Origin of the sequence: Acinetobacter sp. WC-141 (genome assembly GCF_000313935.1) — a bacterium.
GTDB lineage: Bacteria > Pseudomonadota > Gammaproteobacteria > Pseudomonadales > Moraxellaceae > Acinetobacter.
This window is the reverse complement of the sequence record NZ_AMSS01000050.1, coordinates 106077-124174: the sequence shown is the minus strand read 5'-3', so window position 1 is coordinate 124174 and position 18098 is coordinate 106077. Positions and strand designations below refer to the sequence as shown.

The window sequence follows — 18098 nt, the reverse complement described above, 5'->3', positions numbered from 1 at the left end:
ATAGACAGTTAAAAAATAATCATAGAAAAGTGTTTCTTTAATCTTGACTTTAGTGAATTAAACAACAAAAATGCTCCTTTAGTTTTATATGCGATTATTTGATCACCCTTCGAATAACCGTCATGTTTTGTAATAGACATTCTCTCTAGCCGAGAGATTGATTTTACTTAAAGTATGTATATCCAGACATGCTTTATTAATGTTAAAAAAGCTTATACGGCTGAAAAACAGAAATTTTTCTATTGCAACGAAAACTAGACAATATGTGTGCTATAACAGTGCAGACAATTCAATGAATGAAACACTATTTGTGCCTTCCATAAATAGTGATAAAGATTTTAGGGTGAATCACGTTGGAACTTTTATCTGGTGGTGAAATGCTCGTTCGTGCTCTTGCGGACGAAGGCGTTGAACATGTTTTTGGTTATCCAGGCGGCGCTGTATTACATATTTATGATGCGCTATTTCAACAAGACAAAATTAATCATTACCTCGTACGTCATGAACAAGCTGCTGGTCATATGGCAGATGCTTACTCGCGTGCTACAGGTAAGACTGGCGTAGTACTGGTCACTTCTGGACCTGGCGCAACTAATACTGTGACTCCAATTGCAACAGCTTATATGGACTCAATCCCAATGGTGATTTTGTCTGGCCAGGTTGCATCACATCTTATTGGTGAAGACGCTTTCCAGGAAACTGATATGGTGGGTATTTCACGTCCTATCGTGAAACACAGCTTCCAAGTTCGTCACGCAAGTGAAATTCCTGCAATTATCAAAAAAGCATTTTATATCGCATCTAGTGGTCGCCCTGGCCCAGTTGTGGTCGATATTCCTAAGGATGCGACAAATCCTGCAGAAAAATTTGCGTACGAATATCCTGAAAAAGTGAAGATGCGTTCTTATCAGCCACCTTCACGTGGTCATTCTGGTCAAATTCGCAAAGCGATTGATGAACTTTTAAGTGCAAAGCGCCCTGTAATTTATACGGGTGGTGGTGTTGTTCAAGGTAATGCATCAGCATTATTGACTGAGTTGGCTCATTTGTTGGGCTACCCAGTGACAAATACACTTATGGGTCTTGGTGGCTTCCCTGGCGATGACCCACAGTTTGTGGGCATGTTGGGAATGCACGGTACTTATGAAGCAAACATGGCGATGCATAATGCTGATGTCATTCTTGCAATTGGTGCTCGTTTTGATGACCGAGTAACCAATAACCCTGCAAAATTCTGTGTGAATGCAAAAGTTATCCATGTTGATATTGATCCGGCGAGCATTTCAAAAACGATCATGGCGCACATTCCAATTGTAGGGGCGGTTGAGCCTGTACTTCAGGAAATGTTGACGCAATTGAAACAATTGAATGTGTCTAAGCCTAATCCTGAAGCAATTGCTGCATGGTGGGATCAAATTAATGAATGGCGTAAAGTTCATGGCTTGAAGTATGAAACACCAGCTGATGGCACAATGAAGCCACAGCAAGTTGTTGAAGCTTTATATAAAGCGACCAATGGTGATGCCATCATTACTTCTGATGTGGGTCAACACCAAATGTTTGGCGCGTTGTATTACAAGTACAAACGTCCACGTCAATGGATTAACTCAGGCGGATTGGGCACCATGGGCGTAGGTTTACCTTATGCAATGGCTGCGAAGCTTGCTTTCCCTGATCAACAAGTGGTTTGTATTACTGGTGAAGCTTCAATTCAGATGTGTATTCAGGAGCTTTCAACTTGTAAGCAATACGGCATGAACGTGAAGATCTTGTGCTTGAATAACCGTGCTTTAGGTATGGTTAAACAGTGGCAAGATATGAACTATGAAGGCCGTCACTCAAGCTCATATGTTGAATCGTTACCTGACTTTGGCAAGTTAATGGAAGCATATGGTCATGTTGGTATTCAAATTGATCATGCTGATGAACTAGAGTCTAAGCTTGCTGAGGCAATGGCAATTAATGATAAATGTGTATTCATTAATGTTATGGTTGATCGTACGGAACATGTTTATCCAATGCTGATCGCAGGTCAGTCCATGAAGGATATGTGGTTAGGTAAAGGGGAGCGTACATAATGAGACATATTATTTCTGTACTCGTTGAAAATGAAGCTGGTGCGCTTTCTCGTTTGGTAGGTTTATTCAGTCAACGTAACTATAACATTGAGACGTTGAATGTAGCTCCAACCGAAGACCCAACGTTATCACGTTTGACGTTAACCACTTATGGTGATGACCATAAGATTGAACAGATTACAAAGCAGCTCAACAAACTTGTTGAAGTTGTAAAAGTAGTAGATTTATCAGAAGGTTCACACATTGAGCGTGAACTGATGTTGATTAAAGTAAAAGCGTTAGGTGCTTCACGTGCTGAAATTAAGCGAACAGCGGATATTTTCCGTGCGCAAATTGTAGACGTGACACCAACTACCTATACCATTCAAATAGCAGGGACAACTGAAAAATTAGATGGTTTTATCGATGCACTTGCAGAAAACACTATTCTAGAAGTCGTTCGTTCAGGTGTATCTGGTATCGCCCGTGGCGAAAAAGTATTAGCCATTTAATTTTTTAAAAAGTATTTTAGCGGAGAACACAAATGCAAATTTTTTACGATAAAGACTGTGACTTATCAATCATCCAAGGCAAGAAAGTAGCGATTGTTGGTTACGGTTCTCAAGGTCATGCTCATGCACTTAACCTTAAAGACTCTGGCGTAGACGTAACTGTAGGTTTACGCGCAGATTCAGCTTCTTGGAAGAAAGCTGAAAATGCTGGTCTTAAAGTTGCAGAAGTGCCTGCTGCTGTTAAGCAAGCTGACCTCGTAATGATTTTGACTCCAGATGAATTCCAATCACAACTTTACCGTGACGTGATTGAGCCAAACATCAAAGAAGGTGCAACTCTTGCATTTGCTCATGGTTTCTCAATTCTTTATAACCAAGTTGTTCCACGTAAAGACTTAGACGTAATCATGGTTGCTCCGAAAGCACCTGGTCACACAGTTCGTTCTGAATACCAACGTGGTTCAGGTGTTCCTGACCTTATCGCAATTCACCAAGATGCTTCTGGTAATGCACGTAACGTTGCTCTTTCTTATGCTTCAGGCGTAGGTGGCGGCCGTACTGGTATTATCGAAACTTCATTCCGTGAAGAAACTGAAACTGACTTATTCGGTGAGCAAGCAGTTCTTTGTGGTGGTGCAGTTGAACTCGTGAAAATGGGCTTCGAAACTTTAGTTGAAGCTGGTTATGCTCCAGAAATGGCTTACTTCGAATGTTTACACGAACTTAAATTGATCGTTGACTTGATGTTCGAAGGCGGTATCGCTGACATGAACTACTCAGTATCTAACAATGCTGAGTACGGTGAATATGTAACTGGTACTGAAGTAATTAACGAACAGTCTCGTGAAGCAATGCGTAATGCGTTGAAACGTATTCAATCTGGCGAATACGCGAAGATGTTCATTCAAGAGGGTGCATTAAACTACCCATCTATGACTGCTCGTCGTCGTCAAAATGCTGCACATGGTATTGAAGTAACTGGTAATAAATTACGTGCGATGATGCCTTGGATTCAAGCGAACAAAATCGTAGACAAAGAGAAAAACTAAGTTTTTTCTTTAGCTTGAAACGTGCGTTAGCGAAGTAAAACTTCGCTCTTGCACTCGGGCAGAGCGGTGCTCTACTAGTCCTCGTTCATACCTTGGATTCAAGCGAACAAAATTGTAGACAAAGAAAAGAACTAATCTTCTTTTTCTAAAGCTTGAAAAGAACCCTGCTTAGTGCAGGGTCTTTTTTATACTGTTTTTGTTTTAATATGAAAAAGGGCGATTTGGTCAACTTGAATAGATTATAGAAATTCTATATTTTTCATATAATTGGCTGCTTAATTTTTGGTTACTCTATTGATTTATAAAGTAAAAAATACTTGACCAAAAGATAGATAATGTTATTGTTTATAACTGACTAAAAAAGTCAAATTTACGAAATTTTTTAACATGTTTAATTGTATTTTGGGCAATGAGTTGAACAAAATAAAAAAAAGTATTGAATAATCATGGAAGTCCAATATGGGTCATGTTGATTACGATAGCACATTGATCGTCGGCTCTTTTATTGCAGCTGGCTTGATTTGTTATCTCGTAATTTCCATGGAGCAATTAATATTTAAAAAAAACTATAAGAAATTTGAGTCCTTAATTTTATTTATCAACGGCTTATTACTCGCATCAGCAATTAGTATTGTTCATATTATCGGTATACAAGCTTATCATCTGTCTGAATCAGTCAACTCGAATATTCCTTTGATTACAGTTTCATTTGCCATTAGCGCACTGCTATCGTGCATTGCCATGTGGTTGACTTCGCGTTTTACGCTCCCTTTATTCCGACTCATTTTAAGCTCTATTATTATGGGAATTGGAATTTCGGCTTCATATTACATCAGTATGTTGGGCTGGAATATTAATATCTATAAAAAAGATTACACCTCTTTTTTGCTATTATTTTCTATATTAATTGCGATGAGCGGTTCCGGACTGGCATTTTTATTGGCCTATAAATTAAAAGATACCGAACGTCATCGCCTCACTTTAAAAATCGCATTTTCGGTTATGATGACCTTAAGTATTATGGGGATGCACTATACGGCGCTCATTGCGACGAATATTACTGATAAATTTATTAGCCAATATCAGGCTGAACATGACCTACTATTATTTACGATTATTTTAGTCACGTGTTTGGTGCTCGTAGCAAGTTTTATTGTTGCGATGTTGGAGCAGCGGCTCACTCAACAAAATTTAGAATTGCGTAAGGCCAATAAAGAGTTAGCAAACCTCTCGATACAAGACAATTTAACTAAATTACCAAACCGCCTTTATTTAGTTGATTATGCAGAAGTATTACTCTCGGATCATCGATATAAAGACCAGAAAATTGCTTTTTTATATATTGATTTAGACCGTTTTAAATCGGTAAATGATGCTTTTGGACATCATGTCGGTGACCAATTACTCATTCAAATGGCGAACCGTTTACATTGGCAACTCAATGAAAAATGTAAACTGCTTAGAATCGGTGGCGATGAGTTTTTGCTTATTGCAGAAAATACAAATGCAGAAGAAGCGGTTGTTTTAGCCGAGAAGGTTTTACAACTGATTCAAGAAAGTTACCAAATTTCTGGCAAGGAAATTAATATTTCTGCAAGTTTGGGCGTGGCGCTCTTTCCTGAGCATGGACAGAATGTTCAGGACTTACTCATGAACGCTGATGCCGCCATGTTGATGTCTAAAGAACAAGGCCGGAACACATATACCATCTTTAGTTATTCAACCCATCAACAAGAAACAAGAAGTCAGTCAAAACTGATCAATGATCTTTATAAAGCAGTAGAAGAAAAACAGTTCATCTTATATTACCAACCAAAATTTAATACGAATCTTGAAGTTTGCGGTGTTGAAGCACTTATCCGTTGGAACCATCCAGCCTTAGGCATACTTACTCCGCATATGTTTATAGAAGGTGCGGAAAAGACTGGTTTGATCATTCCAATGGGATATTGGGCACTTGAGCAAGCTTGCCAGCAAATTCAGGAATGGGAACGCACCAACACACCATTTTATCCAGTCGCTGTGAACTTATCGGCCCTACAATTTGAAAATAAAAAATTATTTAGTACGCTCGAAGCATTATTAAAAAAATATCAAATTCAACCTCACCACTTAATTGTTGAGATTACTGAATCAACCGCAATGCGGCATATCGATTTGAGTATTCGAGCCTGTGAGCGGCTACGTGACATGGGAATTCGAGTTGCCATTGATGATTTTGGAACAGGGCATTCGAGCTTCTTGTATTTAAAAGATTTGCCTGTAGATGAATTGAAAATTGACCGTGGCTTTATTGTTGATTTAAAACCAGGTTCAAAAGAAGAAGTTATTCTAGAAAGTATTATTCATTTAGCTAAAAAGTTAGGTTTAACCGTAACGGCAGAAGGGGTAGAAACTCAGCAGCAGGTCGAGATTTTAACCCGTTTAGGATGCCAGCAATTCCAAGGTTATTTATTAGGAATGCCTGTTCAGGTTGATCAACTCATTGAGTCTCAAGGCGCTCATTTTGCATAAACTAAAAATTAAATTAAATTATAAAAATACTAAATTATATAATATCTAAAACCATAATTTAGTTAATCTAATGAAAAATAATAAGAAATTTAAAAACTTGGCATAAATTCCACATTGACACTTCTAAACTCTCAGATTATGCTTTGCCTGCTGGCCTACATTGCCAGCCGGTTTTAGCAGACCGCATAGTAAGAGCATCAGATTATTCCTTCTGAGGAGTAGTCTTATGTATACAATCGTCCCTCGCTTGCTGCGGTAGGGCGAGTGAGGGACACCTTTGGGTGTGCTGGTTCTTACTATCAGTCTGCTAACCCTTGCTCGTTCTGCCACCATAATTCTAAATTAATGCTTTGGCAGAACTCCCAAGTTAAGGAGTTGGCTATGCATACTATTTTTATACCACCAGATTAGTCGTTAACAGGGTTTGATCACTTTTGAGTTTTCAGACTTTAGTTCGTCACGACTAAAAAATCATATCAACAATAAAACTTGAGATGCGCTAGGGCTATCTTAGGGCCTTCGTATGCCTTTTTTGCTTGTTAGAACTGCGGCAGTCTTATCTCATTTAGATACAACAAAAATTTATTTTATAACGGTCAATATATGCCACATTTAAATCTCTCTTCTCGTGCTTTAAGCGTGCTTCACACTTCAAGATATCTCTTTAATAGACATGGGTTTCATAACGTAGGAGTAGACCGAATTATTGAGCTGTCTAAAATTCCTAAAGCAACTTTCTATAACTACTTTCACTCTAAAGCACGACTCATTGAAATGAGCCTGACCTTTCAAAAAGATGCACTTAAAGAAGAGGTGTCTTCGGTTATTTACACACATGAAGATTTAACCCTGCATGAAAAACTTAAAAGAATTTTCTTTTTACATGCCAACTTAGAGGGTCTTTACCATTTGCCGTTTAAGGCTATTTTTGAAATTGAAAAGCTATATCCAAAAGCCTATCAGGTTGTAGTTGAATACCGAAACTGGCTGATTAATGAAATTTATACATTGCTTTTGACCAAGATTCCAAATGCCTCAAAAAAAGATGCATATATGTTTTTATTTGTGATTGACGGGGCAATGGTTCAGCTTTTGGGTGACAACAGTGTGGATGATAGAGAGGTATTGTTAGAATATATTTTAAAGAATATCGCTATGGTTTAATAATATATAAAGTATATATTTATACTCAGTAAAAATTTAGTTATTCTTAATAAATCTTTTATTGAAACTACTCAAATATATAGGTTTAAAAATTAAAATGAAAAAGCTGACAATAGCTCATGCATTTAAATTAGCAAAGGCTTTGCTTTTGTAGGGTTGTAGAAATAAGTTAGATAAGTTTTATCAGTAGAGCTGTAGTTCATGCTCTACTCATTTTTTTAATGATATTTTAATTCTTCTACAAAACACCTAAAAAATTATTAAATTGATATGTTAAGCGGCTGCATACGCTTGGGTTGCTTCAAAATTAATAAGTTTGTTGATATAAGACCATGTTTGCTCAGAATTAATTTTTGTTTTATTTATTGTGCCATCAATAATGATGCCATCAATAATATTAAGAAAAAGACTGGTAAGCGTATGGGCATCTTTGATTTCTAATTCTAGAAATGTTGAGAAAACCAATTTGTAAATCCAGTCTCGATATTCATTAACTTGATCTTTAACGGACGGGTACATTTGTAGAACTTCTATAGTCGCTTTTTTAAATAAGCAACCATTGAAATCATCTGTATTAATCCAATCTATATACCAATTGAAAATACTTTTAATTTTAATTAACGGATTGTTAATATTATTAATTTTTTCAAAAATTGAAGATTGGATTTCTAAATTTCTTTCGTGAAGACACACTTCAATTAAGTTTTCTTTAGACGAAAAGTACTTATAAAAAGTCATTTTCGCAACATTGGACTCAGCAATAATCTTATCAACACCAACAGATGTATAGCTTTTTTGGTTAAAAAGGGATGTTGCTGTTGTTATAATATTTTCTCTTTTTGTCATTGGGTACACCATCGCGAATATTTTTGATTAACTTTGCTATTGTATGTGTTAAAGCTTAAATAAAACTTATTTTATGATATTTAAAAAATCATATTTATTCAATAGTTTGGTTAATCTTAAAAAATAATATTTTATGTATTTAATTGGCAATAATTTACTTTTTTAAATATTATTAATTAATCCATTGATTTGTTGAGTTAATAGACATAATATCAGCTTGTTAAGGATGGGTATATAAATTTTATTTTAGCAATTGAATGCAACTTGAAATAAAGGGAATCCCCAACTTAACTATAAGAAAAAACTTTTTATTGAGAATGATTATGTCAAAAAAATTTGAAGATTTTAATAATCCACGAGAAAAAGCATTGCAGGGGATGAGAAATAGTATTCCTGCACAACAATGGGATGAAAATCTAAAGTTTCTCAAACAGTTAAGAAATAAAATTGCTGAGTTACCAGTTTGTAAACACCCTGCAATTGAAATGTTAAATAATGGATATCTAGATAAGAATACTTTAACTCATATTCATTTAGAATATCGTCATGCAATTGTACAGATTTTTACTGATGCTTTATTACAAGCGCAGTTCCAAACAAAACAACTGGAACCAAAACTCCATTCTGGAGCTAAAATGTTTCCACGGGTATTATTAAGTTTAAATGTACTTGATGAATTCGGTTTTAGACCAGGATTAGGCAAAGATGATTATTATTTGGGGAATCCTGAATATGCTCATTATCCATTGTATGAAGATTTGCTTAATGATTATGGCTTAACTGAGCTTGACCGTCGTAATTATAAGCCATCAAAAGCTGCCGATCAGGTGAGATCCTTTTTAGAATCATCTTATGACAGTTATATCAATGTAGTAGCATTATTAGCTGTTGCAGAGGAAGAGGTTATTCTTTTTAGCCCTCCATTACGTCAAGCGACTAAATTTGTGAATATTGATGTTGAAGGTGGTGGGTATTACCATGTGCATGGTGTATCTACTGATGAAACGTCTGAAGCGGCTGATGATGATCATCAGGACGATCTGTGGTTTGCGTTAGCCCAAGCAATTACAGAAGAGGATTACGAAGGTTTAACTCAGCTATGTCTTGATTATTGTGCCTTATGGAATGAGTTCTGGGACGTACAAATTGCCGATGTTCAATTTATTGAAGAAAAGAAACTGGCATAAGCTATTCTGCTAAGTTCTAAAAAAGCCCATCCATAATCAGATGGGCTTTTTTGATTGTAAAATTTCTAATAAACCAATTTATATTCTCAAAAAATGTTCAAAAATCTTATGAGTGACTGATGGCATATCAACAAACATTAAACAGTTCTATAAATCTGCTACAATTACGCCAATTTTTATTTTGATCGACTTTAGATCTTTGGCACTGCAATCTCCGCAGTAGGTGTATTTCATGAGTTTTAAAGATGAGTTAGCGGCACAGGTTGCTCAACGCCGCACATTTGCCATCATTTCCCACCCCGATGCAGGTAAAACCACCATGACAGAGAAATTGCTGTTATGGGGTAAAGCGATTCAGGTTGCAGGGATGGTAAAAAGCCGTAAATCTGACCGCGCAGCTACATCTGACTGGATGGAAATGGAAAAAGAGCGTGGTATTTCGATTACCACCTCTGTTATGCAGTTCCCTTATAAAGGTCATACGATTAACTTACTCGATACACCGGGGCATGAAGATTTCTCGGAAGATACTTATCGTACCCTAACCGCAGTTGACTCTGCGTTAATGGTAATTGACGGTGCAAAAGGTGTCGAAGAACGTACCATCAAATTGATGGAAGTGTGTCGTATGCGTGACACTCCCATCATCTCATTCGTAAACAAGATGGACCGTGAAATTCGTGAACCACTTGAGTTACTGGATGAAATTGAAAATGTCCTCAATATTCGCTGTGTGCCAATTACATGGCCATTAGGAATGGGACGTGATTTTGCCGGTGTATACAACATTATTGAAAATAAATTGTATGTATATAAAGCAGGCTTTGGTTCAACCATTACCGATATTGAAGTACGTGATGGCTACGACCATGCTGATATTCGTGAAAAAGTAGGTGATTTAGCTTGGGCATCTTTTGAAGAGTCGCTTGAGCTTGTGCAAATGGCGAATGAGCCATTAGACCGCGAATTATTTTTGCAAGGCAAACAAACGCCAGTTCTATTTGGTACGGCATTAGGTAACTTTGGTGTTGACCATGTATTGGATGCTTTCATGGACTGGGCACCTGAACCTAAAGCACATCCTACACAAGAGCGTGTAGTTGAAGCGAAAGAAGAAGGTTTTTCTGGTTTTGTATTTAAAATTCAAGCCAACATGGACCCGAAACACCGTGACCGTATTGCCTTCATGCGTATTTGCTCTGGTAAATATGAAAAAGGTCTAAAGATGAATCACGTGCGTCTTGGTAAAGATGTCCGCATTAGCGATGCTTTGACATTCCTTGCGGGTGAGCGTGAACATTTAGAAGAAGCGTGGCCGGGCGATATTATTGGTTTACATAACCATGGCACAATTCAAATTGGTGATACTTTTACTAGTGGAGAAAATTTACACTTCACGGGTATTCCTCACTTCGCGCCAGAAATGTTCCGTCGTGTGCGTTTAAAAGATCCATTAAAGTCAAAACAATTGCAAAAAGGTTTGAAAGAGTTGTCTGAAGAAGGGGCGACTCAGGTATTTATGCCACAAATTAGCAATGATTTGATTGTGGGTGCGGTAGGTGTGCTTCAATTTGACGTAGTTGCTTATCGTTTGAAAGAAGAATATAAGGTTGACTGTGTTTATGAGCCTGTAAGCGTTAATACAGTTCGCTGGATTCACTGTGATGACGAAAAAACTCTGAATGAATTTAAGAAGAAAGCACATGACCAGCTTTCTATCGATGGCGGTGGACACTTAACCTATCTTGCGCCAAGCCGAGTGAACTTGCAGATTATGCAAGAGCGTTGGCCTGATATTCAGTTCCGTAATACACGTGAACACTGATCATTTTAAAGTGACAAACAGCTTCGAATAGAAGCTGTTTTGTTTTGAAAAATAAGAAAGGATGATGAAATGAAATTGAATAGAAAAACAGTTAGTGCGCTTTTAGTTGCAGTAATCATATTAATTTTGGCTATTGGTCTTTTGGTTTGGAAAAGAACTCAGCCTTCATCATCTTCTCAAACAAAACTAGCGTCTACTCAAACTCAAAATATAGAAAAGGCTGAAGTACTACCATTTCTTAACTTACAACAAGTAAAAGCTGATTATGCTTTGCCATTTTGTGAGAAGAAAAATTGTATCGATGTCGATATTCAAACTGTAAAGACTCAAGACGCATGGCTAAATGATTGGATCGCTAAAAGTCAGGCTAAAGTCATTCAAGATCAAATTGATTTGAAGAAAGACTTGAGTTTGCAGCAAGCCATTAATGCCTATGTTAAAAAGTCTGATGAATGGCAAGATAAATACTCAAAGAATCGGGCTTATGAATTGCATCTTCATACGCGTATTGCTTCGCAACGTAATCAGTATGTTTTATTGCAATTGGGGCTTGATACCAAGCAAGAAGAGCTGACGATTAAAGATCGTTATTACTTTTTCGTTGCTGACCGAAAATTGCATAAAAGTTTAAGTTTATTAGATGTTTTAAAAAAGGATCAGCAAACGACTATGCATCAAATAGTGCAGGTCGCCTATCAAGACTGGTTAAAAAAGCAAACTGTTGAGATAAAGAAAGAGGCACCAAAAACTTTATATTGGGGACAAGCAGATTGGTTCTTTGATGGTGAAGGTGTTGGCTTACATTATCAGGCAAACCAAATTACTAAAGAAGCTCCACAGCTCGATATTTACTTATCTAAAGAGCAAACAAAAAAAATATTACAACCCGAGGTTTATGAACAAATGTTTTAAGATGGTTGCAGAATTTGCAACCTCTATTTATATGCGCTAATTTCTTAGAAAAGGCACTGCGTAATCTCCTTAGAATAAAAGGCAAAATATGATGTTATCTTCTAAAGCTTCACTGCGATTAACTTTGCTTGCTTCGGCTATATTTTTGGTGGCATGCCAACCTAAAGCCGATCCTAAGGATTCTCAAGAGCAACAGAAACCAGCAGTTGAAGAGCAAAAGCCGGTAGAGCTGACTTTGAAAGGCGAAACAATTCCTAGCAAGGTTGTTTTACCTGATTGTGATGGTAAAAATTGTCCGGAATTTACAGTAGAGCGTTTACAGAGTAATTTTCCATTTATTGATAAAATTATAGATCAGCAAATCTTAAAGGCTCTAGATCAAATTTTAGAGATTGCTGAACCCGATGCTAAAGCGAAGCAAGCAGATCAAAAAACTGAAGCTTCTGCGGTTGCGGGTGCAGAGCAAAAAAATAGCTTTGATGCTCAGGTTCAACGCTATGCAAATTCGTTCATTGGTCTGGACAATGAATTAAAAGCTTTAAGTAGCAATCATCAGATTAATCTTTTAGTTAAACCTAAAATCTTGCAGGCTCAAGGTAAAGTCGTCACGGTTGTACTTAATAGTAGTAGCTATTTAGGTGGGGCGCATGGCTCTGCTGCACAGCATTACTATAATTTTGACTTAAAAGAACAAAAGCAGATCAAGCTTGAAGACATGTTACGTCCACAGCAAAAAGCAGCGTTAGAAAAATTGGCGCATGAAGCCTTTAAGACTTGGGTAACGGACTCTAAATTAGCTGATAATGTTACTGACTATGAACAAGCTTGGCCATTTAAATTATCTGATAATTTCTTGTTAGGTGAGCAAGGTTTAATTCTTCAATATGGTGAATATGAAATTGGACCCTATGTGGTTGGGCTACCTCGATTAGTGATTTCATATGATCAATTACAGGAAGTCTTGAAAAAAGAGTATTTACCTCAGCCTAAAGCGCAACCAGCTTCAGCACCTGTTGCAAAAAGTGGAAGCTAATGCATCTGTTCGATACCCATACGCATTTTGATGTTGCCGATTTTGATGAAGATCGGCAACAGTTAGCGGTTAACGCCAAAAAAGCTGGGGTTGATGCATTGGTCTTAATTGGTTTTGTGCAATCACGATTTGATGAGTTAATACAAACGCATCACCAGTTAAAGAGTTGGGAAAATGTACCAACCTCATATTTAGCGCCCGGCTTACATCCTTTTTATATTGAGCAGCATCAGCCAGAACATCTTTCTCACCTTGAACACATTTTGCAGCAACAAGACTGTGTAGCGGTGGGTGAAATTGGCTTAGATACTTTTTTAAAAGAGCATAAGCACCCAGAAATATATGCTAAACAAAAACAATACTTTGCTGATCAGCTTGAACTAGCAACCCAATATCAAAAACCGGTACTGCTTCATATTAGAAAAGCCCATGGCGATGTACTCGCACTATTAAAAGCTCAAAAATTTAAACTGGGTGGAATTGCACATGCATTTAGTGGTGGGGTAGAAGAAGCCAAAGGTCTCATTAAACTTGGGTTTAAAATTGGTGTGACAGGACAAATTACCAATCCAAATGCAAAAAAGCTTCATACCGTTGTGCAGGCCATAGGGGCAGAGCACTTGGTGATTGAAACAGATTGTCCAGATATGACGCCGCTTTGTTGCCAGACCTCAACTGAACAGCGTACTCGTAATACTCCTGTTAATTTGCCTTATGTTTTGCAAAGTTTGGCAGAAAACTTAAACATATCAGAGTCAGATTTGTCGGAACAGCTTTGGAAAAACTCTCTCTCGGCTTTGAAATTATCGTAATAAAAATCAAAGATTAGAAATATTAACTAAAACAAAACACAGCGATTAAAAAAGAAGCTTAAAGTAAGAAAACAACATGTAAAAACGTGAAAAATAACATTGCCAGACATGGGAGGATAACCCAATGGCTAAGTATAGCAAGATCAATAGTTTTAATGCTTTACAGACGCTAACAGTAGGTTCCAGCAATTATCAGATTTTTAGCTTAGCCCAAGCAGAGAAAACGCTAGGAGACATTGCTAAACTGCCAAAATCTTTAAAAGTATTATTGGAAAACTTATTACGGTTTGAAGATCAGCACAGCGTTAAAACTGAGCACATCCATGCTTTAGCAGAGTGGCTAAAAAATCGAAGCTCAGATCAAGAAATTCAATATCGACCTGCCCGCGTTTTAATGCAAGATTTTACGGGTGTCCCTGCGGTGGTTGATTTAGCTGCAATGCGAGCAGCGATGGCACAAGCGGGTGGCGACCCTGAAAAGATTAACCCATTATCTCCTGTTGATTTAGTCATTGATCACTCTGTAATGGTTGACTATTTTGCTGACGATCAAGCATTTGAAGAAAACGTACAAATTGAGATGCAACGTAATGGTGAGCGATATCAATTTTTACGTTGGGGACAGTCCGCATTTAATAACTTTAGTGTGGTCCCGCCGGGTACGGGGATTTGCCATCAGGTCAATTTAGAATATTTAGCCCAAGCGGTGTGGTTAGGCGAAGATAATGGGCAAACCTTTGCTTTTCCCGACACGTTAGTCGGTACAGACTCACATACCACCATGATTAATGGTTTAGGTGTTTTAGGTTGGGGTGTAGGGGGTATTGAAGCGGAAGCAGCAATGTTAGGCCAACCTATTTCGATGCTGATTCCTGAAGTCATTGGTTTTAAACTTACAGGCAAATTACCAGAAGGGATTACTGCAACCGATTTGGTGCTGACCATTACTCAAATGCTTCGTCAAAAAGGCGTAGTTGGTAAATTTGTAGAATTCTATGGTGATGGTTTAGCAGATTTACCGCTTGCTGACCGTGCAACCATTGCCAATATGGCACCAGAATATGGCGCAACGTGTGGTTTCTTCCCGATTGATGAAGTGACATTAGGATATTTGAGATTAACCGGTCGTCAAAGTGATCGTATTGCACTGGTTGAAGCGTATAGCAAAGCACAAGGCTTATGGCGAAATGCTGGTGATGAACCTGTGTTTACAGATACTTTAAGTCTTGATATGAGTACTGTCCAAGCAAGTTTGGCAGGTCCAAAACGTCCACAAGACCGAGTGCTTTTATCAGAGGTGCCTAAAACCTTTAATGCGCTGATGGAGTTAACTTTAAAACCAGCAAAAGAAGCCAAAGAGCGTTTAGAAAATGAAGGCGGTGGTGGTACTGCGGTAGAAGCAAAAAAAGCGAATATTCAACATGAAAGTCCATCATGTACCATTAATGGGCAAATTTACCCATTAAATCATGGTGATGTTGTTATTTCGGCCATCACATCTTGTACCAATACTTCTAACCCAAGTGTAATGTTGGCAGCAGGGTTACTTGCTAAAAAAGCCATTGAAAAAGGCTTACAACGAAAACCATGGGTAAAAAGCTCGTTAGCACCAGGCTCGAAGGTAGTGACGGATTATTTACTGGCTGCTGGGCTTACGCCGTATTTAGATGAGTTGGGCTATAACCTGGTGGGCTATGGTTGTACAACCTGTATTGGTAACTCAGGTCCACTACCTGAACCAGTCGAAGATGCAATTCAATGTCATGATTTAAACGTAGCATCTGTACTTTCCGGTAACCGTAACTTTGAAGGACGAGTGCATCCATTAGTTAAAACGAACTGGCTTGCTTCACCACCTCTCGTTGTTGCTTATGGTTTGGTGGGTAATATTCGTACCGACTTGACCACACAACCTATTGGACAAGGTAAAGATGGACAACCTGTCTATTTAAAAGATATCTGGCCAAGTCAGGCAGAAATTGATGAAGTCTTGCAAAAAGTGAATACAGACATGTTCCACAAAGAATATGCTGCTGTATTTGATGGTGATGCAACATGGCAAGCGATCCAGATTCCACAAAGTAAAACTTACGAATGGGCAGATGATTCGACTTATATCCGCCATCCGCCGTTCTTTGAAGGAATTGGCGAGCCGCCAAAAGCAATTAAGAATATTGAACAGGCTCGTATCTTGGCAGTGTTGGGTGACTCTGTAACAACTGACCATATTTCACCAGCAGGTAATATCAAAAAAGACAGTCCGGCAGGTCGATATTTACAAGAGCAAGGCGTTGAACCGAAAGACTTTAACTCTTATGGTTCTCGACGCGGTAATCATGAAGTCATGATGCGAGGCACTTTTGCCAATATTCGTATTAAAAACGAGATGCTTGGTGGCGAAGAGGGTGGTAATACCATTCATGTACCAAGTGGTGAAAAGCTTGCCATTTATGATGCAGCGATGCGTTACCAACAAGAACATACCCCGCTTGTAATTATTGCTGGTAAGGAATATGGAACAGGCTCTTCAAGAGACTGGGCTGCTAAGGGAACAAACTTATTAGGCGTAAAAGCAGTGATTGCCGAGAGCTTTGAGCGTATTCATCGTTCAAACTTGGTGGGTATGGGCGTGTTGCCACTACAGTTTGTTGATGGTCAAACGCGACAATCTCTGAACTTGACTGGACATGAGGTGATATCAATTCGAGGTTTGTCGGATGGGATTGAACCTCATCAAATTCTTGAAGTCGATGTCAAAGGGCCAAATGGTGTAGCCAGCCACTTTAATGTGTTATGTCGAATTGATACCTTAAATGAGGTCGAATACTTTAAGGCAGGTGGTATTTTGCATTATGTGCTACGGAATTTGATTGCTGGTTAATTTGGCTAAGTTTGCGTAGCCTTGTAATGAGGGTGCTTTGGCTAATGTTGACTATATAGGCGTATCCTTACTTTTTAAGGATAATGAGCTGTGACTAAAACAGCGCAAGGCAAAAATCCTTTGTCGGGCTGATGGTATATCCTTATACCGCAGCCCAACTAGGCGGCATCCATGTTGCCTGTCACGTTAGTAAATGATGACTTAAATCTTAAATAATATAATTTGATTTATAATGAGAGACTTAACGTGAAATAAAGTATCCCCATCCCAAGTTTTCTTTGATATGAAATACACTTTCTTCTGAAAAGCAGTAAAATAGCCACCGTGTTTTATATCCCCCAAAGAGTAATAATGACCGATCTCCAACAAGATGAATATGAACGTCGTTTTGCAGGTGTAGCCAAAGTTTATGGTGATTCATCGTTCGAGCACTATGAAAAAAGTCATGTAATGGTGATTGGTATTGGTGGTGTCGGTAGTTGGGCAGTAGAAGCTTTAGCGCGGACAGGTGTTGGTGAGTTGACTCTGGTGGATATGGACGTGGTGGCTGCATCAAATGTGAACCGTCAGTTACCAGCAATGACGTCAACTCTAGGCTGTGAAAAAGTTGAGATTATGGCGGAGCGTTGCCGCCAAATTAATCCGCGTATTAAAGTCAATATTATTGATGACTTCTTAACACCTGAGAATGTCACAGAACTTTTAAATCCTGTACCCGACATTATCTTAGACTGTATCGACGACGTTAAAGTAAAGTTGGCTTTAATGCTTCATTGTCGTTTTAATAAAATTCCTTTGATTGTTTCTGGTGGAGCAGGTGGTAAGCTTGACCCACTTAAAATTCGTGTGGCGGATTTATCAAAAACAGAACAAGATCCAATGTTAGCTAAATTACGTAGCCAGCTCCGTGCTCGAGGCATATGTAAAAAGCCTAAAGAGAAATTTGGAATTACTTGTATTTACTCAATCGACAACCCCTTTTCAAGTGCGGATGTTTGTCCATCGGCTGGTTTACGCTGTGGTGGTTATGGGTCAGCTGTGGTTGTGACTTCAAGTTTTGCGATGATTGCTGTCGCTGAAGTTTTAAAGAAACTCGATTTAAAGAAAGCCTAATTTAAATATTAAAAAGGCATGTTCTTATCGTGAGGGGATGCCTTTTATTTTTTGAGAAAAACTATTTAATCATATAACTCTATTGTGTCGTGTTTGGGCTGTGTTGGAAGCTGCTGATCATAAAATTTAAAGCACCATAAAATTAGAATAATGATGGTGAATAAAGTAAAAAATTTTAAATACTTCATAAATA

The 18098-nt window shown here is 38.0% G+C and carries 14 protein-coding genes; 12 read left to right on the top strand and 2 right to left on the bottom strand.

What is annotated here, in order from left to right; all coding sequences use genetic code 11:
• The first annotated feature begins 353 nt into the window (after positions 1 to 353).
• From ACINWC141_RS10215 to ACINWC141_RS10195, 5 genes are all read left to right on the top strand, one after another.
• On the top strand, positions 354 to 2078 hold the full coding sequence (locus tag ACINWC141_RS10215; protein WP_009390847.1) for an acetolactate synthase 3 large subunit: 1725 nt from the start codon (positions 354 to 356) through the stop codon (positions 2076 to 2078).
• Positions 2078 to 2569: an acetolactate synthase small subunit gene (gene ilvN / locus ACINWC141_RS10210; RefSeq protein WP_001215920.1), complete on the top strand. Its 492-nt coding sequence runs from the start codon at positions 2078 to 2080 to the stop codon at positions 2567 to 2569. The genes ACINWC141_RS10215 and ilvN overlap by 1 nt, the downstream gene beginning before the upstream one ends.
• 32 nt (positions 2570 to 2601) lie before the next feature.
• A complete protein-coding gene (gene ilvC, locus ACINWC141_RS10205; RefSeq protein WP_003654954.1) occupies positions 2602 to 3618 on the top strand; it encodes a ketol-acid reductoisomerase in 1017 nt (338 codons plus the stop codon).
• Between the two features lie 459 nt (positions 3619 to 4077).
• On the top strand, positions 4078 to 6132 hold the full coding sequence (locus tag ACINWC141_RS10200; protein ID WP_009390830.1) for a bifunctional diguanylate cyclase/phosphodiesterase: 2055 nt from the start codon (positions 4078 to 4080) through the stop codon (positions 6130 to 6132).
• 603 nt (positions 6133 to 6735) lie between these two features.
• Positions 6736 to 7296, top strand: a complete 561-nt coding sequence (locus tag ACINWC141_RS10195) for a TetR/AcrR family transcriptional regulator (protein ID WP_009390861.1) — start codon at positions 6736 to 6738, stop codon at positions 7294 to 7296.
• Between the two features lie 273 nt (positions 7297 to 7569).
• Here the strand turns inward: ACINWC141_RS10195 and ACINWC141_RS10190 are convergent, their stop codons facing one another.
• Positions 7570 to 8142, bottom strand: coding sequence for a TetR/AcrR family transcriptional regulator (locus tag ACINWC141_RS10190; RefSeq protein WP_009390751.1), 573 nt, complete (start codon positions 8140 to 8142; stop codon positions 7570 to 7572).
• A gap of 323 nt (positions 8143 to 8465) precedes the next feature.
• Here ACINWC141_RS10190 and ACINWC141_RS10185 point away from each other — a divergent pair, with 323 nt between their 5' ends.
• From ACINWC141_RS10185 to ACINWC141_RS10155, 7 genes are all read left to right on the top strand, one after another.
• On the top strand, positions 8466 to 9329 hold the full coding sequence (locus ACINWC141_RS10185; protein ID WP_009390766.1) for a heme oxygenase-like domain-containing protein: 864 nt from the start codon (positions 8466 to 8468) through the stop codon (positions 9327 to 9329).
• 232 nt (positions 9330 to 9561) lie between these two features.
• The gene (locus tag ACINWC141_RS10180) at positions 9562 to 11154 is read left to right on the top strand and encodes a peptide chain release factor 3 (RefSeq protein ID WP_009390900.1); all 1593 of its coding nucleotides are present in this window, start codon (positions 9562 to 9564) and stop codon (positions 11152 to 11154) included.
• Between the two features lie 69 nt (positions 11155 to 11223).
• Positions 11224 to 12066: a hypothetical protein gene (locus tag ACINWC141_RS10175; protein WP_009390723.1), complete on the top strand. Its 843-nt coding sequence runs from the start codon at positions 11224 to 11226 to the stop codon at positions 12064 to 12066.
• Between the two features lie 91 nt (positions 12067 to 12157).
• Positions 12158 to 13099, top strand: a complete 942-nt coding sequence (locus ACINWC141_RS10170) for an RsiV family protein (protein ID WP_009390837.1) — start codon at positions 12158 to 12160, stop codon at positions 13097 to 13099.
• Positions 13099 to 13911 carry a TatD family hydrolase gene (locus ACINWC141_RS10165; RefSeq protein WP_009390818.1) on the top strand — a complete coding sequence of 271 codons (813 nt, stop codon included), beginning with the start codon at positions 13099 to 13101 and terminating at the stop codon, positions 13909 to 13911. Before ACINWC141_RS10170 ends, ACINWC141_RS10165 begins: the two co-directional genes overlap by 1 nt.
• Before the next feature lie 124 nt (positions 13912 to 14035).
• Positions 14036 to 16792 carry an aconitate hydratase AcnA gene (gene acnA, locus ACINWC141_RS10160; RefSeq protein ID WP_009390693.1) on the top strand — a complete coding sequence of 919 codons (2757 nt, stop codon included), beginning with the start codon at positions 14036 to 14038 and terminating at the stop codon, positions 16790 to 16792.
• Positions 16793 to 17143: 351 nt separating this feature from the next.
• Entirely contained in the window at positions 17144 to 17905 is a 762-nt protein-coding gene (locus ACINWC141_RS10155) for a tRNA threonylcarbamoyladenosine dehydratase (RefSeq protein ID WP_009390669.1), read from the top strand.
• Between the two features lie 65 nt (positions 17906 to 17970).
• Here ACINWC141_RS10155 and ACINWC141_RS19580 read toward each other — a convergent pair whose 3' ends face one another.
• On the bottom strand, positions 17971 to 18093 hold the full coding sequence (locus tag ACINWC141_RS19580; protein ID WP_081400099.1) for a hypothetical protein: 123 nt from the start codon (positions 18091 to 18093) through the stop codon (positions 17971 to 17973).
• Between the last annotated feature and the right edge of the window lie 5 nt (positions 18094 to 18098).

Bases quoted from the DNA above. Each gene is read 5' to 3' on its own strand.
- ilvN (WP_001215920.1), top strand. From the start codon at position 2,078: ATGAGACATATTATTTCTGTACTCGTTGAAAATGAAGCTGGTGCGCTT.
- ilvC (WP_003654954.1), top strand. From the start codon at position 2,602: ATGCAAATTTTTTACGATAAAGACTGTGACTTATCAATCATCCAAGGC.
- ACINWC141_RS10200 (WP_009390830.1), top strand. From the start codon at position 4,078: ATGGGTCATGTTGATTACGATAGCACATTGATCGTCGGCTCTTTTATT.
- ACINWC141_RS10195 (WP_009390861.1), top strand. From the start codon at position 6,736: ATGCCACATTTAAATCTCTCTTCTCGTGCTTTAAGCGTGCTTCACACT.
- ACINWC141_RS10190 (WP_009390751.1), bottom strand. From the start codon at position 8,142: ATGACAAAAAGAGAAAATATTATAACAACAGCAACATCCCTTTTTAAC.
- ACINWC141_RS10185 (WP_009390766.1), top strand. From the start codon at position 8,466: ATGTCAAAAAAATTTGAAGATTTTAATAATCCACGAGAAAAAGCATTG.
- ACINWC141_RS10180 (WP_009390900.1), top strand. From the start codon at position 9,562: ATGAGTTTTAAAGATGAGTTAGCGGCACAGGTTGCTCAACGCCGCACA.
- ACINWC141_RS10175 (WP_009390723.1), top strand. From the start codon at position 11,224: ATGAAATTGAATAGAAAAACAGTTAGTGCGCTTTTAGTTGCAGTAATC.
- ACINWC141_RS10170 (WP_009390837.1), top strand. From the start codon at position 12,158: ATGTTATCTTCTAAAGCTTCACTGCGATTAACTTTGCTTGCTTCGGCT.
- ACINWC141_RS10165 (WP_009390818.1), top strand. From the start codon at position 13,099: ATGCATCTGTTCGATACCCATACGCATTTTGATGTTGCCGATTTTGAT.
- acnA (WP_009390693.1), top strand. From the start codon at position 14,036: ATGGCTAAGTATAGCAAGATCAATAGTTTTAATGCTTTACAGACGCTA.
- ACINWC141_RS10155 (WP_009390669.1), top strand. From the start codon at position 17,144: ATGACCGATCTCCAACAAGATGAATATGAACGTCGTTTTGCAGGTGTA.
- ACINWC141_RS19580 (WP_081400099.1), bottom strand. From the start codon at position 18,093: ATGAAGTATTTAAAATTTTTTACTTTATTCACCATCATTATTCTAATT.